Origin of the sequence: Pseudomonas xanthosomatis (assembly GCF_019139835.1) — a bacterium.
GTDB classification, from domain to species: Bacteria; Pseudomonadota; Gammaproteobacteria; order Pseudomonadales; family Pseudomonadaceae; genus Aquipseudomonas; species Aquipseudomonas fakonensis.
In genome coordinates, this window is the sequence record NZ_CP077075.1 from 3,817,942 (window position 1) to 3,836,953 (window position 19,012).

A 19,012-nucleotide genomic window follows, 5' to 3' on the forward strand; every position below is an offset into this window, starting at 1 on the left:
CGGCCATTCTGGCAGAGCCGTGCCCCGCCCCGCCATGCCTTCAAACGGAGCCCTAGCATGAGCAGCACGCAAATTTACGTCGTCAGTGCAGTACGTTCGGCCATCGGCAGCTTTGGCGGTTCGCTCAAGGACCTGCCCCTGGCCGACCTCGCCACCCAGGTTACCCGCGCGGCCATCGAGCGCGCAGGCGTCGAGGCCGGGCAGATCGGCCACCTGGTGATGGGCAACGTGATCCCCACCGAACCGCGCGATGCCTACCTGGGCCGGGTTGCGGCGATGAACGCCGGCATCCCCAAGGAAACCCCGGCGTTCAACGTCAACCGCCTGTGCGGCTCGGGCCTGCAGGCCATCGTTTCGGCCGCCCAGGGCCTGCTGCTGGGCGACAGCGACATCGCCCTGGCGGCCGGCGCAGAGGCCATGAGCCGCGGCCCGTACCTGCTGCCCCAGGCCCGCTGGGGTGCGCGCATGGGTGACCTGCAGGGTATCGACTACATGGTCGGCATCCTGCAAGACCCGTTCGAGCACTTCCACATGGGTATCACTGCCGAAAACGTCGCCGCCGCCCATGCCATCAGCCGCGAAATGCAGGATGAAGTGGCCCTGACCAGCCAGCGCCGCGCCGCCCGCGCCATCGCCGAAGGGCGCTTCGACGCTCAGATCGTGCCGATCGAGATCAAGACCCGCAAAGGCACCGTGCAGTTTGCGGTGGACGAAAACGTGCGCAGCGAAGTGACCGCCGAACAGCTGGCCGGCATGAAACCTGTGTTCAAGAAGGACGGCAGCGTGACCGCGGGCAATGCCAGCAGCATCAACGACGGCGCCGCCGGCCTGGTACTGGCCACCGGTGAAGCTGTGCAACGCCTGGGCCTCAAACCCCTGGCACGCCTGGTGGCTTACGCCCACGCCGGTGTCGAGCCGGCGCTGATGGGCCTGGGGCCGATCCCGGCCACCCAGAAAGTGCTGGAAAAGGCTGGCCTGAAAGTTGCCGACCTGGACGTGATCGAGTCCAACGAGGCCTTTGCCGCCCAGGCCTGCGCCGTGTCCCGCGCCCTGGGCTTCGACCCGCAAAAGGTCAACCCCAACGGCTCGGGCATCTCCCTCGGCCACCCGGTTGGCGCCACCGGGGCGATCATCGCCACCAAGGCGATCCATGAACTGCAGCGGGTACAGGGCCGCTATGCCCTGGCCACCATGTGCATCGGCGGCGGGCAGGGTATCGCCGTCGTCTTCGAACGCGTGTAAGGAGCCAGCAACGTGACTATCGAACAAATTGCCGTGATCGGTGCCGGCACCATGGGCAACGGTATCGCGCAGGTGTGCGCGCTGGCCGGTTACCAGGTGCTGTTGGTGGATGTGTCCGAGGCTGCGCTGGAGCGCGGCGTGGCCACTTTGGGCAAGAACCTCGAGCGCCAGGTCAGCAAGGGCACCATTGAAGATGCCAAGGCCGACGCCGCCAAGGCGCGCATCCGCACCAGCACCGACTACAGCCAGCTGGCGGCGGCGCAGCTGGTGATCGAGGCTGCCACCGAAAACCTGCAGCTAAAGGAACGCATCCTGCAGGAGGTTGCGGCCAATGTCGGCGAACAATGCCTGATCGCCACCAACACCTCGTCATTGTCGGTCACCGAACTGGCCGCCAGCATCGCCCACCCCGAACGCTTCATTGGCGTGCACTTCTTCAACCCGGTGCCAATGATGGCGCTGGTGGAGATCATCCGCGGCCTGCAGACCAGCGACGCCACCTATGCCCAGGCGCTGCTGGTGACCGAAAAGCTCGGCAAGACCCCGATCACCGCCGGCAACCGCCCGGGCTTCGTGGTCAACCGCATCCTGGTGCCGATGATCAACGAGGCGATTTTCGTGCGCCAGGAGGGCCTGGCCAGTGCCGAGGATATCGACACCGGCATGCGCCTGGGCTGCAACCAGCCGATCGGCCCGCTGGCCCTGGCCGACCTGATTGGCCTGGATACCCTGTTGGCGATCATGAATGCCTTCCAAGAGGGCTTCAACGACAGCAAATACCGCCCCGCCCCGCTGCTCAAGGAAATGGTTGCCGCCGGCTACCTGGGGCGCAAGAGCGGGCGCGGCTTCTTCACCTACTAAAGGGGCGCTTGCCATGCCTGCGGTGCAAGCAGCCCTGCGCTGCGCCAGTTTCGAGGAGCGTCGCGACAGGGCCATGGCGCTGTTCGCCGAAAAGGGCTTCGGCCAGGTCAGCATGCGCGAACTGGCGGCGCATGTGGGCCTGACCGCAGGCTCGCTGTATCACCACTTCCCCAGCAAGCAGGATTTGCTCTACGACCTGATCGAGGAGCTGTACGAGGAGTTGCAGGCAATCCTTGACCAAGGGCGCCGGGCACAGGCCCGGGGCAAGCCGGTGCTGGCCTGCCTGATTGCCGCGCACTGGCAGTTGCATGGTGAACGGCCGTTGCAGTTTCGCCTGGCCGAGCGCGACTTCTGCTGCCTGAGCCAGGCGCAGCAGCAACACCTCGGGCAGTTGCGCGAGCGTTACGAAAGCGGCCTGCTACGCCTGATCGCGCCGCAGGCCCGGCTTGGCGGAGAAGCGCTGGCCGCCACCGGGCAGGTGCTGGCCACCTTGCTCAACCAGTTGCCGGGTTTGCTGCGGGCGCGGGCGCTGAGTGAGGGGGATGGCCTGGCGTTGATGGAGAGTTTGGTGCTTGGGGGCGTTGAGCGGGCGCTGGGGTAAGCACGCGCCCTCTGTCGGAGATCACCCAGCCCTTTCGGGCTGGGGAATCTCCTACAGGGATCGCATAACGTCCAAAGAGATAGCGCAACAAGCTCAATTCTTCAGCGAATCTGGTGCTTGTGCAGCAGGCGGTAAAAGGTCGGCCGCGAGATGCCCAGCACCTTGGCGGCGATGCTCATGTTGTCGCTGTGCCGGTCGAGCACATCGCACAGGGCCTGGCGCTCGGCGCGCAGTTTGTAGTCTTCCAGCGTACCCAGCGGCTGGTCCTGCTCCTGCAGGTCCTGCAGGCCAAGGTCGGGGGCTTCGATCTGTCGCCCTTCGGCCAGCACCAGGCCACGCCGCACCCGGTTGGCCAACTCACGCACATTGCCCGGCCAGTCGTGGCGGCCCATGGCCGCCAAGGCGCCGTCGCTGAACGAGCGTGGGCGCCGGCCGGTTTCAAGGCTGTAAAAGCGCGCAAAGTGCCCCGCCAGCAACGACAGGTCGCCATGCCGGTCGCGCAGCGGCGCGGTCACCACTTGCAGCACGTTGAGCCGGTAATACAAATCCTCTCGAAAGCGCCCCAGGCCAATGGCCTTTTCCAGGTCGACATGGGTCGCCGCCAGCACCCGCACATCCACCGGGATCGGCTGGTTACCGCCGACCCGTTCGATATGTTTCTCCTGCAAAAAGCGCAACAGGTTGGCCTGCAACTCCAGTGGCAGGTCGCCGATTTCGTCGAGGAACAAAGTACCGCCGTTGGCTGCCTCGATACGCCCGACCTTGCGCTGGTGGGCACCGGTAAACGCACCCTTCTCGTGGCCGAACAGCTCGGACTGGATCAGATGCTCGGGAATGGCGCCGCAGTTGATGGCGATAAAGGGCTGGTCGTGGCGCTGCGACAGCCGGTGCAAGGTACGCGCAACCAGTTCCTTGCCGGTGCCGCTCTCGCCGCGTACCAGCACCGGCGACTCGGTGGGCGCCAGCTTGCCCAGCAGCTTGCGCAATTCACGAATAGGCCGGCTTTCGCCGAGCAGTTCATGCTCGTGTTCATCAACCCGCACTGCGCCCTTGCCGCGCAGCCGCGCCATGCCGAAGGCGCGCCCAAGGGTCACCTGCACCCGCGACACGTCGAACGGCAAGGTATGGAAGTCGAAAAACCACTCACAGACAAAGTCGCCGACGTTCTGCATGCGCAGTTCTTCGGCGCTTAGCACGGCAATCCACTCGGTCTTGCTGCGCTGGATCAGGTCCTTGACCGCGTCTGGGTGGCGCAGGTGCGAGGCCTGCAGCCGTAACAGGCCTACATCGCAAGGGTGCTCCAACGCTGTATCCAGCGTGCAACTGCGCACATCCCAGCCGACATTGCGCAGCCCGGGCAATAACCGGTGGCATTCCTCGCACGGGTCAACGATCAACAGACGGCGATGGGATGAAGGTTCAAGCATGACCTTTCCTTGGCGCCGGTTTTCAGTTTTTTTCGTATAAACAGCAAGTTGCGACGCCAGAACTAACAGTAGCAACTAACTTGACGCACCCTGCTACCGTTGGTCAGCCCGCCTTTGTCACCTTGCCGTCATACGGGAATTTTCCCGGATAAACAGCGTCACACGCCCCAGCACCGGCAACATGAAATCGCATTCATTTAAAAAATTTCAAAACCCTTGTGACTTCACCCCTGATCTGGAGCATCAGTACAAATAACCCCGCGCTGTACGCTTAGCCGGAACAACAACGCGGAAACTCCTTTTCGCTGTTTGGGACCATAGAGAGACCGAACCATGAATGCCCCGCTGCGTGTCAACGAAGCACTGCTGATTGCCGACCACGCCTTCGAACCTTTCCAGTGCGTCGCCTGGGATGCCCCTAACGGCACCGGTGAACTGACCCTGGCAGTGATCGACCGGACCAGCACCCGCATTGGCGCCAAGCAAGTTTCCTCGCGGGTTTACTCGGACCCTGCGCAATGGGCCAGCCTGATCGAAGAAGTGCGCGCAGAACTGTGCCAGAAAGGCTACGACCTGCAGCCCTGGTCGATGCCGAAGTAAGTCGTTTGCAAGTACTGGTGCGTGCCCGGCGCGCACCTGATGCAACTTTGCAGGTGACTGTGCCGTAACTTCCCGCCTCTCGCGACATTATGTCGCAGCGCTACATTTCAATGTGTTTGGCTGAACTGGCTGATATGCCGGTATTCGGCCTGAAGTTGTTCGGCAAGTTGCCTTGCCCGCCCCAGACGCACCGCCGCCAGTTCCATATCGACCACCAGTGTGTTGCACGGCAACGGCTGAGTTGCGCGCCATTGGGTCAGGCGACCGTCGGTCAGCACCAGGCAGCGCTGCACTTCGTGAGGTAACTGCTTGCCACGCGCCAGCAGCCACTGCCGGGCTTCATCGAGCGCTGCGAACAGCGGCGTACCGCCCCCGGCCCCCAACCCTTGCAGCCATGGCTGCAACGTCGCCGACGCTTTCAGCCCGTGGCGCTGCCAGCGCGGTTTGTCGCCACTGGCAGTGAGCAGCGCCAGGCGTGCGCGCTGCCGATAGGCCTGGTCGAACAGCCCGGCCAGCAGGCCCTTGGCCTGGGCCAATGCCTGGTGACGGCGGGTTGAAGCCGAGGCATCGACGATCACCAGCCACAGCTCCGGTGCCTGGGCCTTGCGCTGCTGCCAGCACAGGTCGCGGCGCTGGCGCGGGCGGCCTTTGAGCAGGGTCGCCAGCCAGGCGACGCGGCCCTGGCCGGCACTGTGCGGGCGACCGCGAGAAGCGCCCTGCGCCTGGCCTTTGCCGGGCCTGGCATCCACCGCCTGGGCCTGCTGCGGGTGGATGCTCAGGGCTTTTTTGCCCAGTTCGGCACCTCGCGCCGTGCGCCGGTAGCGACGGGCTGCGGCGCTATGGCGCCCCAACTGCCCTGCCCTTGGTCTTGTTGCTCTCGTTGCTGCCCCTGCTCGCCCCCGGCGGGCGGTGCGGCCTGTGGCTGCGGCGCTTGCGCGCTGCGCCGATGGCGCAGGGCGAATTCGGCCACGGCCTCCACATCCTCTTCCTCGATTACCGGGCTGCCGCGCCAGGCCGCGTGGGCGCGGGCAGCGCGCAGCCATACAAGGTCGGCACGCAGGCCGTCCACGCCGGCGGCGTAGCAGCGCTCAGTGATCCAGGCCAGGGCCTGTTCGTCCAGGGGGATCGACGCCAAGCGTTGCCGCGCCCCATGGCAGCGCTCGCGCAACTGTGCCTGCGCCCCGGCCCACTCGGCGCAGAACGCCTGCGGGTCACTGTCGAACGCCAGGCGTCGGCGGATGATCTGCTGCCGGGCCTGGGGCGCCGGCAAACCGTCGAGGGCAACGTTGAGGCCGAAGCGGTCGAGCAACTGCGGGCGCAGTTCGCCCTCTTCGGGGTTCATGGTGCCAATCAGCACGAAGCGCGCCGCATGCTGGTGCGAGATACCGTCGCGCTCGACCCGGTTGATGCCGCTGGCTGCCACATCCAGCAGCAGGTCGACCAGTGCGTCGGGCAGCAGGTTGACTTCGTCCACGTACAATACGCCGCCATCGGCATGCGCCAGCACGCCCGGCGCGAAGCGCGCCTGGCCCTGGCCCAGCGCGGCATCCAGGTCGAGGGTGCCGACCAGGCGCTCTTCGCTGGCGCCCAGCGGCAAAGTGACGAAGGGCCCGCCACCCAGCAGGTCGGCCAGGCCCCGGGCCAAGGTGCTCTTGGCCATGCCGCGCGGGCCTTCGATCAGCACGCCGCCAATCTTCGGGTCGATGGCGGTCAGGCACAGGGCCAGCTTGAGCGCCTCGGCACCCACCACGGCGGCCAGGGGAAATTGCACAGGTTCGCTCATGTTCAGCAGTCTTCCTCGCCGTCGAGCAACTGCTGCTCGAGGCTTTCGCGGTAAGCCCCAGGTTCTTGCCACAGGCCGCGCTGCTGGGCTTCCAGCAGGCGTTCGGTGAGGTCACGCAGGGCTTCTGGGTTGTGTTCACGCAAAAAATCGCGGGTGGCCGGGTCGAGCACATAGGCGTCGGCCAGCCCCTGGTAATGATGGTCGTCGATCAGGTGCGTGGTGGCGTCGAAGGCGAACAGGTTGTCCACCGTCGCCGCAAGTTCGAACGCGCCTTTATAGCCGTGGCGCTTGGCACCGTCGATCCATTTCGGGTTCAGCGCACGGGCGCGAATCACCCGGTTCAGCTCTTCTTTCAAGGTGCGGATGCGCGGCCGGTCGGCCTGGCTGTGGTCACCGTGATAGCTGGCGCGCGTGCTGCCGGCCAGGGTTTCGGCGGCGGCCAGCATGCCGCCCTGGAACTGGTAGTAGTCGTTGGAATCGAGCAGGTCGTGCTCGTGGTTGTCCTGGTTGTGCAGCACCGCCTGCACCTGGCCCAGGCGCCTGGCAAAGCTGGCGCGGGCCGGGGTGCCTTCGTCGCTGGCGCCGTAGGCGTAGCCACCGTGGTTGAGGTACACCTCGGCCAGGTCGTCGCGGCTGTGCCACAGGCGGCCGTCGATGGCGTTCTGCACCCCGGCGCCATAGGCCCCGGGCTTGGCCCCGAACACCCGCCAGCCGGCCTGGCGGGCAGCCGTTTCAACGTCCATGCCCTCGCCCACCAGCGCCTCGCGTTCAGCGCGTACACGGGCGGCCAGCGGGTTGAGGTCGTCGGGCTCTTCCAGCGCCGCCACCGCCTGCACCGCTGCATCGAACAGGCGGATCAGGTTACCGAAGGCATCGCGGAAGAAGCCCGATACCCGCAGGGTTACATCCACCCGTGGTCGGTCCAGCAGGCTCAGCGGCAAAATTTCGAAGTCATCGACCCGCTGACTGCCGGTGGCCCATACCGGGCGCACGCCCATCAGCGCCATGGCCTGGGCGATGTCGTCACCGCCGGTGCGCATGGTGGCTGTGCCCCACACCGACAGGCCGAGTTGGCGCAGGTGGTCGCCGTGGTCCTGCAGGTGGCGTTCGAGCACCAGGTTGGCCGAGGCGAAACCCAGCCGCCAGGCGGTGGTGGTCGGCAGGTTGCGCACATCGACGGTGTAGAAGTTGCGCCCGGTGGGCAGCACGTCCAGGCGGCCACGGCTGGGTGCGCCGCTGGGGCCGGCGGGGACGAAACGCCCGGCCAGAGCCGCCAGCAGGCCGTCGATTTCGGCGCCGCCACAAGCGTCCAGCTGCGGAGCGATCTGCTCGACCAGCGCCTGCAACACCGCCTGCACCGGCTGCCAGCCGGCCTCATCGGGTAACGCCAGGGTGCCGCCCAGGGCTTGCTCGATCTGTATCAGGGCCAACTGTTCGAGGCGCTCGCGGGTATCGCCGGTGGTGCGCCACAACGCCGTGTCCACCGCCAGCAGCAGCGCCGGGCGTGGGCCCTGCCAAGGCGCGCCGAGGTCGCAGTCCAGCGGGTCGAAGGCCAGCGCCATGGCTTTGGCCAAAGCGCGGATCAGGCTGGCATTGGCGCCCTTGCCGTCACCACGCTCCACCCGCAGCAAGGCCAGCAGGGTGTCACGGCGCAGGCGCCCGGCGGGCGACTGGCCGAAGATGTGCAGGCCGTCGCGAATCTGCGATTCCTTGAGGTCGCACAGGTAGGTGTCCAGGCGCGGCAACCAGACTGCCGCATCGTCGAGCTGGCCCTCAAGCTGCAACTCGCGGTCGATATGGTTGGCCTTGACCAGCTCGAGGATATCGCGCTGTAGCTCCCGCGCCCGGCGCGGGTCCAGCAGTTGTGCTTCGTAGTATTCGTCGGCCAGTTGCTCCAGGTGGCGCAGCGGGCCGTAGGACTCGGCGCGGGTCAGCGGCGGCATCAGGTGGTCGATGATCACCGCCTGGGTACGGCGCTTGGCCTGGGCGCCCTCGCCCGGGTCGTTGACGATGAACGGGTAGACGTTGGGCAATGGGCCGAGCAGCGCGTCCGGCCAGCATTCACTGGACAGCCCCACACCCTTGCCCGGCAGCCATTCCAGGTTGCCGTGCTTGCCCACATGTACCACCGCGTCAGCGGCAAAGCCGTTGCGCAGCCAGAAGTGGAACGCCAGGTAGCCATGGGGCGGCACGAGGTCGGGGTCGTGGTACACCGCGCTGTGGTCCACCTGGTAGCCGCGCGCCGGCTGGATGCCAACGAACGTCAGGCCGTAGCGCAGGCCGGCGACCATCATTCGCCCGCTGCGGTACATCGGGTCCTGCTCGGGCGCGCCCCAGCGTTCCAGCACGGCGCGCTGGTTGGCCTCGGGCAGCGCGGCGAAGGCTGCGTGGTAGTCGGCCAGGCTCAGGCTTTGCGCGCAGGGGCGCTGGTCGAGGTGGTCGAGGTCGTTGGTCACCCCGCCCAGCAACTGGTGAATCAGCGCGGTGCCGCTGTCGGGTAGCCCGGCCACCGGGTAGCCCTGCTGTTGCAGGGCCTGGAGGATGTTCAGCGCAGCACCTGGGGTGTCCAGGCCGACACCGTTGCCGATGCGCCCGTCGCGGGTCGGGTAATTGGCCAGCACCAGGGCGATGCGTTTTTCGGCGTTGCCGAGCCTTGCCAGCTCGACCCAGCGCCGGGCCAGTTCGGCAACGAAGTCCATGCGCTCGGGGTGCGCCCGGTAGCAGACCACATCGGACTGGCTGCGCTCGCTGCGCCAGGCCAGGTCCTTGAAACTTACCGGGCGGGTGATGATGCGCCCGTCCAGCTCGGGCAAGACGATGTGCATGGCCAGGTCGCGCGCGCCCAGCCCCTGCTCGCTTTGTTGCCAGGCGGGCTGGTTGTCCTGGGCGCAGATGGCCTGCAGCACCGGCACGTCGCGGCGCAGCGGGCGCAGGTTGGGCTGCTCGGGGCTGGACAGGGCAAAGCCTGTGGTATTGATGATCACCTCGGCCTGCACTTCATCGAGCCACGCCTCGACCTGCTCGAGGCAGGCGCGCTCCTTGAGGCTGGCCACGGCAATCGGCAGCGGGTTCAGGCCACAGGCCTGCAAGCGCTGGCAGAACACGTCGATAAAAGCAGTGTTGGCCGCCTGCAGATGCGAGCGGTAGAACAGCAGCGGCGCTACCGGCCATTGCGGGTTCCACTCGCCGTACCAGCTCTGCAGCGTGGCGCTGGGCTGGGCCGGGTGGTACACCGCGGTGCGCGGCAACGGCTGCGGCTCGTCCCAGGCGTAGTCACGGCCCAGCCACTGGGTGGCCAGGCAGTTGAACAGGTTGAAGGCGTTGGTCTTGCCGCCCTGGCGCAGGTAGTGCCAGAGCCGTTCGGCCTGCTCGCCAACCACCGTGCCCAGGCCGGTGAGCTCCGGGTCCGGGCGGTCGTCGCCCGGCACCAGAATCAGCTGCACACCGCGGTTGGCCAGCTCTACCAGTTGCTCGACACCGTAGCGCCAATAGCCCACGCCGCCGTGCAGCGAAACCAGGATCACCTTGGCATGGCGCAGCACTTCATCGACATACAGGTCGACCGAGGCGTGGTTCTGCACCTGCATGGGGTTGGCCAGGCGCAGGCTGGGGAAGTCGTCTGGCAACTGCTCGGCGGTTTCGGCAAGTAGTGCCAGGTGGGAATCGCCGCTGCAGAGGATCACCAGATCGGCGGGTGTCTGGCCGAGGTCGGCGATGCTGTCGTCCGGCACGAAGCCGCCGGGCTGGGTCCGCAGCAGGTGCATCGGTCAGGCGCCCAGGGCCTGGCGCAGGCGCGCTTCCAACTGTACGGCGTCGAGGTCCTGGCCGATCAGCACCAGGCGGGTGATGCGCGCCTCGTCGCTGCGCCAGGCGCGGTCGAAGTGCTTGTCGAAGCGCGTGCCCACGCCCTGGATCAGCAGGCGCATCGGCTTGCCGGGGATCGCGGCGAAGCCTTTGGCGCGCAGGATGCCGAACTCGGTCACCAGTTGCGTCAGAGCATCGAGCAACAGGTTCTCGTCAGCTTCGGGCAGGTCGATGGAGATCGAGTCGAAGGCGTCATGGTCGTGGTCGTCATGCTCGTCACCGTCGTGGTGCGAATCATGGTGGGTGCGGCGGCCATCGATATGCGCCTCGGACTCGGCGCCCACGCCCAGCAGCACTTCCAGCGGCAGGCGGCCACTGCTGGCTTCGATCACCTTGACCGCCGGCGGCAGCTCTTCGGCCACCTCGGCGCGCACCTTGGCCAGGCCTTCGGCGTCGATCAGGTCGGCCTTGTTAAGTACCACCAGGTCGGCGCTGGCCAGCTGGTCGGCGAACAGTTCGTGCAGCGGCGATTCGTGGTCCAGGTTGGGGTCGAGCTTGCGCTGGGCGTCGACCTGGTCGGGGTAGGCGGCGAAGGTGCCGGCGGCCACGGCCGGGCTGTCGACCACGGTAATCACCGCATCGACCGTGCACGCATTGCGGATTTCCGGCCACTGGAAGGCTTGCACCAAGGGTTTGGGCAGGGCCAGGCCGCTGGTTTCGATGAGGATGTGGTCGAGGTCGCCGCGGCGCGCCACCAGTTCGCGCATCACCGGGAAGAACTCCTCCTGCACGGTGCAGCACAGGCAGCCGTTGGCCAGCTCGTACACGCGGCCGTTGGCCTCTTCTTCGCTACAGCCGATGCTGCACTGCTTGAGGATTTCGCCGTCGATGCCCAGCTCGCCGAATTCGTTGACGATCACCGCGATGCGGCGGCCCTGGGCGTTGTCGAGCATATGGCGCAGCAGCGTGGTTTTACCCGAGCCGAGAAAGCCGGTGACGATGGTGACGGGGAGCTTGGCCAGTGTTTTCATGGGAGGTGCCCTTGGCTGCAGTGGCGCGGGCATGCGGCGCGACAGCCACGGGCGTTGCCGGCCGGGCGCGTTCGCCACCGGATCACCCCGCCCGGTTTAAAGTCGAAAACGTTGCGAGGCAGGTCTCCTGGCTTGCACCGTGCCGGCGGTTGCCGGCGGGTTGGCGCCTTCCCGCGCGTGCGCAGTGGCTGTGCCAACCTCTAGTGCCTACAGTTGCGGGGGCAGCCGCGGCTTGGACCGCGTTCCCGTCTTAGCTCCGGCAGCAGCCGGAGAACCTCGAAGCGGCAAGGCTACGCAGTGCCTGCAATCCGGTCAACCGCCGCGGCGATTGACGCCCGCCCTGCCCCGTGATTTGCTAGCGCACTGCGTCAAGGTGCCCCCATTGGGGGTGAAACGGGAAACCGGTGCGCCAAGTGCCTTTTACAAGGCCTGGCAAAGCCGGTGCTGCCCCCGCAACGGTAAGCGAGTGATGCGTCTGAACCACTGTGCCAGCAGTCCGGCATGGGAAGGAAACGCATAACCTGGAGCCCCGCTCCACCTCGCCAGCCCGGAGACCGGCCTGGACGCCATATCAACACCCCGCGGTGGGCGGGCGCTGTCGTATCCCCTGGGCGCTCATGCCCGGGGTCGCCGCGCTTGCCCGTTGCCACAACAAAAGCAGCAGAGGAACGCGTCATGCCAATCAGCACCGCCAAACACAGCATCGCCACCCCTACCTCCCTCAGCCAGCGCATGGTCATCGCCGTCAGCGCCAGCCTGTTGGGCCTGTGCCTGGTGTACTTTGCCGGCTTCTCGCACATCGAGGCCGTGCACAACGCGGCCCACGACACCCGCCACAGCGCTGCCTTCCCCTGCCACTGACCGGTTACCGAGAATCCCTGCATGATTACGCGCATTGCCCGCACCGCGGGCTTCAGCGGGCTGCTCGCAGCCCTGTTGCTGACCTTGCTGCAAAGTTTCTGGGTGGCCCCGCTGATTCTGCAGGCCGAAACCTACGAGAGCGCAGCACCTGCCGCCGAACACCACGAGCACGGCGGGGCCGGCGCAGCCCATGAGCACGAACACGGCGGCGAGGCCTGGTCACCGGAAGATGGCTGGCAGCGCGTGCTGTCCACCACCGGTGGCAACCTGGTGGTGGCGGTGGGTTTTGCCCTGATTCTCGCGGCGCTGTACAGCCTGCGTGAGCCGGGCCGGGTGCGCACCGGCGCCTGGTGGGGGCTGGCGGGTTTTGCGGTGTTCTGCCTGGCACCGACCCTGGGCCTGCCACCGGAGTTGCCGGGCACCGCCGCAGCCGACCTAGGCCTGCGCCAAAGCTGGTGGATCGGCACCGCTGCCGCCACGGCTGCCGGCCTTGCGCTGCTGGTATTCGCACGGCACTGGTTGTTCAAGGTGCTGGGCGTGGCGCTGCTGGTGATCCCGCATGTGATTGGCGCGCCGCAACCACCGGTACACGAAAGCCTGGCCCCCGAAGCCCTTGAAACCCAGTTCAAGATCGCCTCCTGGCTGACCAACGCTGCATTCTGGCTGGCCCTGGGCCTGCTCAGCGCATGGCTGTTCCGCCGCTCCAGCGCCGCCTGATGTCTACCCCTGCGCTGTTCGCAGGCTTTGGCTGCCGCCGGGGTTGCCCAGTGGAAACCCTGGCGGTGCTGCTGCGCCAGACCCTGGCCGAACACGGCCTGTCGCTGAACGCCCTGCATGGGCTCGCCAGCATCCGGCGCAAAGCCCGCGAGCCCGGGTTGCTGGCACTGGCCGAGCGCCTGGGGCTGCCCCTCATCTGTTTCGATGCCGAGCACCTGCTTGGCTTCGAGCCACTGCTCAGCCAACGCTCGGCCGCAGCCTTCGCCCAGACCGGCTGCTGGGGCGTCGCCGAAAGCACTGCCCTGGCGCTGGCCGGTACCCGTTGCGCAACGCCCCGCCTGCGCGTGCCCCGGCAAATACTGGGCGGCGCTACCCTGGCGCTGGCGTACGGCGGATAATCCGCCTTTTTTCTGCAAGGATTTTTCATGACGGTCTACTTCATCGGCGCCGGCCCCGGCGACCCCGAGCTGATCACGGTCAAGGGCCAACGCCTGATCCACCAGTGCCCGGTGATCATCTACGCAGGCTCCCTGGTGCCGCCTGCGGTGCTCGAAGGGCACCGCGCCAACACCGTCATCAACAGTGCCGAGCTGCACCTGGAGCAGATCATCGATGCCATGCGCCAGGCCCACGCCAACGGCCAGGACGTGGCCCGCATACACAGCGGCGACCCGAGCCTGTACGGCGCCATCGGCGAGCAGATCCGCCACCTGCGCGAGCTGGGCATCGACTACCAGATCATCCCAGGCGTCACCGCCACCGCTGCCAGTGCCGCCCTGCTCGGCTGCGAACTGACCCTGCCGGAGGTGGCACAAACGGTGATTCTGACCCGCTACGGCGACAGCTCGCCGATGCCTGCCGGCGAACAACTGGCCGACCTGGCCCGGCATGGTTGCACCCTGGCCATCCACCTGGGCATCCGCAACCTGGCACGCATCGTCGACGAACTGCTACCGCATTACGGCGCCGACTGCCCGGTGGCCGTGGTGCACCGGGCCACCTGGCCTGACCAGGACTGGGCCCGTGGCACCCTGGCGGACATCGTCGAACAGGTTGCCAGCAAGGGCTTCAGGCGCACGGCGCTGATCCTGGTCGGCCATGTGCTGGGCGATGCGCCGTTCGCCGATTCGGCGCTGTACCGCGCCGGCCACGCCCACCTTTACCGCCCCGGGCGCTGAGCCGATTGCCGGGTAGCAGGGCGCCGTAGCACACTCAGGCTTTGCCAACCACGGAAGCCACGCCATGCTCGAGCTACGCCCCAACTGCGAATGCTGTGACCGCGACCTGCCCGGTGACAGCCCGGATGCTCTGATCTGCTCGTTCGAATGCACCTTCTGCAGCGCCTGCGCCGCGCAGCATTTCAGCAGTGGTTGCCCGAATTGCGGCGGCCAGCTGAGCCCTCGGCCAACCCGGGTTGGCCGGGCCTTGCACAACAACCCCGCTTCAACCCAGCGAGTGCACAAGGCCCACCCCGCCTGCGCCTGACGCTAAACACCAGCCATGAGCAAGAGGGCTGTCCAAGGCCCTTTTGTAGTCCTTTTCAACAAATGCGCGTTGTCTTTTCAACACACCTATACTCCCCTATTACCAAGGCTCCTGAATCTCCGTAATGTGCGCTGCCCCGGCTTCGCAGCCCCAGACCTGAGCCTGTTGGATCAAAGGACGCGGGCTCAATTCAACAGGAGTGATTGCATGACATCCGTGCTGCTGGTCGATGACCACCACATCGTTCGCCTTGCCGTGCGCATGCTGCTCGAGAACGAGCGCTTCACCGTCGTCGGTGAAACCGGCAAGGGCAAGGAGGCCGCCACCTTGGCTGCCAAGACCAGGGCCGACGTGGTCATCCTCGACATCGGACTGCCCGACCTGGACGGCATGGAGGTGATCAAACGCCTCAAGCTGCTGGACCCGCCCCCCAAGATCATGGCCCTGACCGGCCAGCCCGCCGACCTTTATGTGCGCCGCTGCATGGACGCCGGCATTTGTGCCTTCGTGAACAAGGACGAGGACCTCGACGCACTGGTTTTCGCCCTGAAGGCGCTGGTGAAGGGGTATTCGACCTTCCCGCAGATGGCAGTGAACAGCAACACCCTGGAAAGCGAGCACGAACGCCTCGGCCTGCTTTCCAACCGTGAAATGGAGGTATTGCGGCGCCTGTGCGCCGGGCAGAGCAACAAGCTGATCGGCGAGCAGATGAACCTCAGCGCCAAAACCATCAGCACCTACCGCGGCCGGATCCTTGAAAAGCTCAAAGCCGAATCGTTGGTGGAAATGGTCGACCTGGCCAAACGCAACAACGTGGTCTGAGACCATGGGCAAAGGCACCTTGGTGTGCCTGCTGCTGGCCGCATTCGCGCTCGCCCCCGGCTTGGCGCAAGCGGCCGGCGAACCCAGGCATCTGCTGGCCCGCTCGCAAAGCGCCGTGCCACCGCTGCGTCTGGCGCTTGCCGACCGCGAGTGGCTGGCGCTGCATAACGGCCTACGCCTGGGGACCTCGCACCCCGATTACCCCCCCTTCGACATCAATACCAGCCAGGCCGACTACGAGGGCCTGAGCGCCGACTATGCCGGCCTGATCGGCGAACAGCTGGGCGTTCCGGTACAGGTCATCCGCTACCCTGACCGCGCCCAGGCCATTGCCGCCCTGCACAGGGGGGAAATAGACCTGTTGGGCAGCTCCAATGCCTTCGAAGCCGCCGATGCAGGGCTGGCATTGAGCCAGCCCTATGCCGACGACCTGCCGGTGATCGTCGCCCGTCACGGCCACCCCCTGCGCAACGCTGACGACCTGACCGGCATGCGCCTGGCCATGGTCGATCACTACTGGCCAAGCGAAGCCGTGCGCCAGCTCTACCCCAATGCCCGGCTGGTGCTGCAGCGCTCTACCCTGGCAGGCGTCGCCGCCGTCGCCCTGGGGCAGGCCGATGCGTATCTGGGCGATGCCATCAGCACCGACTATGTAATCGGCAGGGGCTACCAGGGGTTAGTCGCCATCGATCACCTGGTCAAGGCACCGCCCAGCACCTTCTCCTTCGCCGTGGACCGTGACCAGCAGCGCTTGCTGCAACTGGTCAACCAGGCGCTGCAACGCATCGGCGACAGCGAGCGCCTGAACATTCTGAACCGCTGGACACGCGGTAGCACCGCAACCCTGCTGGATCGACGCCTGGATACGCTGAGCGCCGAGGAGCGCAACTGGATCGCTCGACACCCCAGCGTACGGGTGATGATCAACACCAGCCTCGCCCCCCTGACCTTCAGCGATGCCCTGCAACAACCCCGTGGCATCGCCATCGATGTGCTGGAGCAGATCAGCCGCCGTACCGGCCTGCATTTCGAATTCGTGATGGCAGACTCGTTCGACGAAATGCTCGACGCTGTAACGCAGGGCAAGGTCGACATGCTTGGCGCCATCGGCTACGACCCCCGTGACGCCAGTCGCCTGCGCTATACCCACTCCTTCATGGTCAGTCCCCGGGTATTGGTCACTCGTGCCGATGCACCACTGCTGGACACCGGGCAGCCGCTGCGCGACATGCGAATCGCCGTGCTGCAAGGCTCACCGCTTCGCCCGGAGCTGCCTGGCCAGCGGGTAGTGGAAGCTAAGAATCCGCTCGAGCTGCTGCAAGCAGTGATCAATGGCAAGGCCGATGCTGCCCTCAGCCCGCTGATCAATGCCAACCACTTCATCAACCAGCTGGGCAACGGCAAGGTCAGGGTTGCCGTGCAACTTGGCGACGAGCCGATAGCGGCAAGTTTTGCCGTCAACCCGGCGCTGCCGCAGTTGCAGGCAATCCTCGACAAGGCGCTGTTAAGCCTGCCTCCTGACGAGTTGGACCAACTGGTCGACCGCTGGCGCAGCAGCGCCGTGGCCAGCGACAGCCCCTGGCGCAATTACCGCAGCCTGGCGATCCAGGCATTGCTGCTGGCAGGTGCGGTACTGGCCGGGGTGTTGTTCTGGAACCTCTACCTGCGCAAGCTGATTCACCAGCGCACCGAGGCCCAGCGCGCCCTGCAAGCGCAACTGGGCTTAAGCCGCGCATTGCTTGAGCAATTGCGCCAGGCCAAGGTCGATGCCGAGCAGGCAAGCCACGCCAAGAGCGCCTTCCTGGCGGTGATGAGCCACGAGATACGCACCCCGATGAACGCTGTCATAGGCTTGCTGGAGCTGGCTCTGCAGGACAGCCGGCAGGGCCGCAACGACCCCCAGGCCCTGGAGACCGCCCACGATTCTGCGGTCGGACTGCTCGATCTGATTGGCGATGTGCTGGACATCTCGCGCATCGAATCCGGGCGCATGACCCTGCAAGCTGTGCCTGTCGAGTTGCGCGCCCTGGTGCAAGCAGTGCTGCGCATGTTCGAGGGCAATGCCCGGGCCAAAGGCATTGCCCTGCAAGCCTCGGTGCCCGAAGTTGCGTGCTGGGTCGAGGCCGACCCGCTGCGGCTCAAGCAGGTGCTGGCCAACCTTGTGAGCAACGCGATCAAGTTCACCCAGCGCGGCCAGGTGCAGGTAACCTTGCGCGGCACGCCTGCTGCGCAAGGCATGCTTGCCGTGCAATTGCAGGTCAGTGACAGCGGCGTGGGTATCAGCAGCGCCGACCAGGCCCGGCTGTTCGAGGCCTTTGCCCAGGCCGGCGAACACGCTGGCCGCCAAGGCGCCGGCCTGGGCCTGTTGATCAGCCGCCACCTGTGCACACTGATGGGCGGCGAGCTAAGTCTGCAAAGCCTGGAGGGCCTTGGCACCCAGGTCGATGTGCATCTCACCTTGAAACAGGCCGAGCCCGCCGCCGACATGCCAGGCGCTGCGGATGAAAGCGCTCAGGGCACCACGGCGCTGCGCATTCTGGTGGTCGACGACTACCCCGCCAACCTGTTGCTGCTGCACAAGCAACTGGGCTCGCTCGGCCACCAGGTGGCGTTGGCCGAACACGGCGAAGCGGCGCTGGGCCTGTGGCAGGCCGGCCACTTCGATGTGCTGCTGACCGACTGCAACATGCCGGTAATGGATGGCCACGCCCTCACCCGCCAAGTCCGTGCCCTGGAGCACTCCCTGAAACGGCCACGCTGCCGGATCATCGGCGTCACCGCCAATGCCCAGGCCGAAGAGCGCCAGCGCTGCCTGGCCAGCGGCATGGACGAATGCCTGTTCAAGCCCCTGGGCCTGCGCGCCTTGCAGGCCAGCTTGGCCACAGCCAAACCACTGCCCTTTACCGGGCAACCGCAGTCAACTTCACACAGGGCCAGTGGCTTCGAGCTGGCCAAGCTGCGCCACCTGACGCAGGACGACCGCCAACTGACCCTGACCCTGCTGCGCCAACTGGCCCAAAGCACTGCAGAAGACCTGCAGTCACTGCGCAACCTAGGCGACCCAGCAGCGCCCGACGCCCTGGCCATGGCCGTGCACCGCATCAAAGGCGGGGCGAAAATGCTCAAGGTGAGCACGGTGGTGGGCGATTGCGAGGCGCTCGAGCAGGCCATCGCCGACGGCCTGCCGACCGGGCCATTGCTGGCCCCCCTGCTGGAAAGCCTGCAAAGCCTGGAGCACGAACTGCGCCAGGGGGTCAGTGCAATTGCAGGGTCGAGCTGATCTGGCTGATCGCGTCCACCACGTGCCGCGAGCCCTGCTGGATTTCCATGATCACCGTACCTGCCTCGTTAGCCAGTTCCACACCGATGCCGGTGCGGGTCAGGCTCGATTGCATGCTGGCCACGGCGGTCAGCGACAGGTCGTGGTTCTGCCGCACCACATCGACGATTTCCACGGTGGCCTTGCTGGTGCGCGCTGCCAGGTTGCGCACCTCATCAGCCACCACCGCAAAGCCACGCCCGTGCTCGCCTGCCCGCGCCGCTTCGATCGCCGCGTTGAGCGCCAGCAGGTTGGTCTGGTCGGCGATGCCGCGAATGGTCAGCACGATTTGCCCGATCACGTCGGACTGCTTGCTCACCGCATCGATGGTGCGCGCGGCCTCGTTCAGTTCTACGGAAATCTGCTCGATCACTTCGACGGTCTGCTGCACCACCTCGCTGCCCTTGCGTGCGCAGGCATCGGTCTGCACGGAGCTTGCATGCGCGGCATCGGCGGCGG

Annotated in this window: 17 protein-coding genes and 2 riboswitches; of the genes, 11 read left to right on the forward strand and 6 right to left on the reverse strand. The window is 66.3% G+C overall.

The window, feature by feature from the left end; translation table 11 throughout:
- Positions 1 to 57: 57 nt before the first annotated feature.
- The 3 genes from KSS93_RS17025 to KSS93_RS17035 are packed head-to-tail and all read left to right on the forward strand — an operon-like array spanning position 58 to position 2,704.
- On the forward strand, positions 58 to 1,242 hold the full coding sequence (locus KSS93_RS17025; RefSeq protein ID WP_217885156.1) for an acetyl-CoA C-acyltransferase family protein: 1,185 nt from the start codon (positions 58 to 60) through the stop codon (positions 1,240 to 1,242).
- A 12-nt stretch (positions 1,243 to 1,254) separates the two neighbouring features.
- A complete protein-coding gene (locus tag KSS93_RS17030) occupies positions 1,255 to 2,103 on the forward strand; it encodes a 3-hydroxybutyryl-CoA dehydrogenase (protein WP_217885157.1) in 849 nt (282 codons plus the stop codon).
- A 13-nt stretch (positions 2,104 to 2,116) separates the two neighbouring features.
- Complete coding sequence (locus KSS93_RS17035) at positions 2,117 to 2,704, forward strand: TetR/AcrR family transcriptional regulator (RefSeq protein WP_217885158.1); 588 nt, start codon at positions 2,117 to 2,119, stop codon at positions 2,702 to 2,704.
- A gap of 101 nt (positions 2,705 to 2,805) precedes the next feature.
- Here KSS93_RS17035 and KSS93_RS17040 read toward each other — a convergent pair whose 3' ends face one another.
- A complete protein-coding gene (locus KSS93_RS17040; protein ID WP_217885159.1) occupies positions 2,806 to 4,131 on the reverse strand; it encodes a sigma-54 dependent transcriptional regulator in 1,326 nt (441 codons plus the stop codon).
- Positions 4,132 to 4,464: 333 nt separating this feature from the next.
- On the opposite strand from KSS93_RS17040, the gene KSS93_RS17045 reads away from it, so the two are divergent.
- On the forward strand, positions 4,465 to 4,731 hold the full coding sequence (locus KSS93_RS17045) for a hypothetical protein (RefSeq protein WP_194791433.1): 267 nt from the start codon (positions 4,465 to 4,467) through the stop codon (positions 4,729 to 4,731).
- Between the two features lie 107 nt (positions 4,732 to 4,838).
- On the opposite strand, the gene KSS93_RS17050 is transcribed toward KSS93_RS17045, so the two are convergent.
- Genes KSS93_RS17050 through cobW form a run of 4 tightly spaced genes read right to left on the reverse strand, consistent with a single transcriptional unit; the run spans position 4,839 to position 11,349 of the window.
- The gene (locus KSS93_RS17050) at positions 4,839 to 5,480 is read right to left on the reverse strand and encodes a vWA domain-containing protein (RefSeq protein ID WP_437182129.1); all 642 of its coding nucleotides are present in this window, start codon (positions 5,478 to 5,480) and stop codon (positions 4,839 to 4,841) included.
- A 26-nt stretch (positions 5,481 to 5,506) separates the two neighbouring features.
- Entirely contained in the window at positions 5,507 to 6,514 is a 1,008-nt protein-coding gene (locus KSS93_RS17055; RefSeq protein ID WP_217885161.1) for a magnesium chelatase ATPase subunit I, read from the reverse strand.
- Positions 6,515 to 6,516: 2 nt separating this feature from the next.
- Positions 6,517 to 10,278 carry a cobaltochelatase subunit CobN gene (gene cobN, locus KSS93_RS17060; protein WP_217885162.1) on the reverse strand — a complete coding sequence of 1,254 codons (3,762 nt, stop codon included), beginning with the start codon at positions 10,276 to 10,278 and terminating at the stop codon, positions 6,517 to 6,519.
- A gap of 3 nt (positions 10,279 to 10,281) precedes the next feature.
- Entirely contained in the window at positions 10,282 to 11,349 is a 1,068-nt protein-coding gene (cobW, locus tag KSS93_RS17065; protein ID WP_217885163.1) for a cobalamin biosynthesis protein CobW, read from the reverse strand.
- A gap of 100 nt (positions 11,350 to 11,449) precedes the next feature.
- A riboswitch (cobalamin riboswitch) is annotated at positions 11,450 to 11,643 on the reverse strand.
- Positions 11,644 to 11,703: 60 nt separating this feature from the next.
- Positions 11,704 to 11,926, forward strand: a riboswitch (cobalamin riboswitch).
- A 98-nt stretch (positions 11,927 to 12,024) separates the two neighbouring features.
- Here cobW and KSS93_RS17070 point away from each other — a divergent pair.
- The 7 genes from KSS93_RS17070 (at position 12,025) to KSS93_RS17100 (ending at position 18,514) form a co-directional block, all read left to right on the forward strand.
- A complete protein-coding gene (locus tag KSS93_RS17070; RefSeq protein ID WP_217885164.1) occupies positions 12,025 to 12,210 on the forward strand; it encodes a CbtB domain-containing protein in 186 nt (61 codons plus the stop codon).
- 21 nt (positions 12,211 to 12,231) lie between these two features.
- Complete coding sequence (locus KSS93_RS17075; RefSeq protein ID WP_217885165.1) at positions 12,232 to 12,927, forward strand: CbtA family protein; 696 nt, start codon at positions 12,232 to 12,234, stop codon at positions 12,925 to 12,927.
- Entirely contained in the window at positions 12,927 to 13,325 is a 399-nt protein-coding gene (locus KSS93_RS17080; protein ID WP_225917203.1) for a cobalamin biosynthesis protein, read from the forward strand. The genes KSS93_RS17075 and KSS93_RS17080 overlap by 1 nt, the downstream gene beginning before the upstream one ends.
- Positions 13,326 to 13,352: 27 nt before the next feature.
- Positions 13,353 to 14,105, forward strand: a complete 753-nt coding sequence (cobM, locus tag KSS93_RS17085; protein WP_217885167.1) for a precorrin-4 C(11)-methyltransferase — start codon at positions 13,353 to 13,355, stop codon at positions 14,103 to 14,105.
- Positions 14,106 to 14,169: 64 nt separating this feature from the next.
- Positions 14,170 to 14,412 (forward strand): DUF1272 domain-containing protein, encoded by a 243-nt coding sequence (locus KSS93_RS17090; RefSeq protein WP_217843421.1) that lies wholly within the window; start codon positions 14,170 to 14,172, stop codon positions 14,410 to 14,412.
- 207 nt (positions 14,413 to 14,619) lie between these two features.
- Positions 14,620 to 15,234 (forward strand): response regulator transcription factor, encoded by a 615-nt coding sequence (locus KSS93_RS17095; protein WP_217885168.1) that lies wholly within the window; start codon positions 14,620 to 14,622, stop codon positions 15,232 to 15,234.
- 4 nt (positions 15,235 to 15,238) lie between these two features.
- Complete coding sequence (locus KSS93_RS17100; protein WP_225917204.1) at positions 15,239 to 18,514, forward strand: transporter substrate-binding domain-containing protein; 3,276 nt, start codon at positions 15,239 to 15,241, stop codon at positions 18,512 to 18,514.
- On the opposite strand, the gene KSS93_RS26970 is transcribed toward KSS93_RS17100, so the two are convergent.
- Complete coding sequence (locus KSS93_RS26970) at positions 18,489 to 18,983, reverse strand: methyl-accepting chemotaxis protein (RefSeq protein WP_437182130.1); 495 nt, start codon at positions 18,981 to 18,983, stop codon at positions 18,489 to 18,491. The two genes, KSS93_RS17100 and KSS93_RS26970, sit on opposite strands and share 26 nt — an antisense overlap.
- Between the last annotated feature and the right edge of the window lie 29 nt (positions 18,984 to 19,012).

Coding starts and splice junctions, on each gene's coding strand:
- KSS93_RS17025 (WP_217885156.1), top strand. CDS start 58: ATGAGCAGCACGCAAATTTACGTCGTCAGTGCAGTACGTTCGGCCATC.
- KSS93_RS17035 (WP_217885158.1), top strand. CDS start 2,117: ATGCCTGCGGTGCAAGCAGCCCTGCGCTGCGCCAGTTTCGAGGAGCGT.
- KSS93_RS17040 (WP_217885159.1), bottom strand. CDS start 4,131: ATGCTTGAACCTTCATCCCATCGCCGTCTGTTGATCGTTGACCCGTGC.
- KSS93_RS17045 (WP_194791433.1), top strand. CDS start 4,465: ATGAATGCCCCGCTGCGTGTCAACGAAGCACTGCTGATTGCCGACCAC.
- KSS93_RS17055 (WP_217885161.1), bottom strand. CDS start 6,514: ATGAGCGAACCTGTGCAATTTCCCCTGGCCGCCGTGGTGGGTGCCGAG.
- cobN (WP_217885162.1), bottom strand. CDS start 10,278: ATGCACCTGCTGCGGACCCAGCCCGGCGGCTTCGTGCCGGACGACAGC.
- cobW (WP_217885163.1), bottom strand. CDS start 11,349: ATGAAAACACTGGCCAAGCTCCCCGTCACCATCGTCACCGGCTTTCTC.
- KSS93_RS17070 (WP_217885164.1), top strand. CDS start 12,025: ATGCCAATCAGCACCGCCAAACACAGCATCGCCACCCCTACCTCCCTC.
- KSS93_RS17075 (WP_217885165.1), top strand. CDS start 12,232: ATGATTACGCGCATTGCCCGCACCGCGGGCTTCAGCGGGCTGCTCGCA.
- KSS93_RS17080 (WP_225917203.1), top strand. CDS start 12,927: ATGTCTACCCCTGCGCTGTTCGCAGGCTTTGGCTGCCGCCGGGGTTGC.
- cobM (WP_217885167.1), top strand. CDS start 13,353: ATGACGGTCTACTTCATCGGCGCCGGCCCCGGCGACCCCGAGCTGATC.
- KSS93_RS17090 (WP_217843421.1), top strand. CDS start 14,170: ATGCTCGAGCTACGCCCCAACTGCGAATGCTGTGACCGCGACCTGCCC.
- KSS93_RS17095 (WP_217885168.1), top strand. CDS start 14,620: ATGACATCCGTGCTGCTGGTCGATGACCACCACATCGTTCGCCTTGCC.
- KSS93_RS17100 (WP_225917204.1), top strand. CDS start 15,239: ATGGGCAAAGGCACCTTGGTGTGCCTGCTGCTGGCCGCATTCGCGCTC.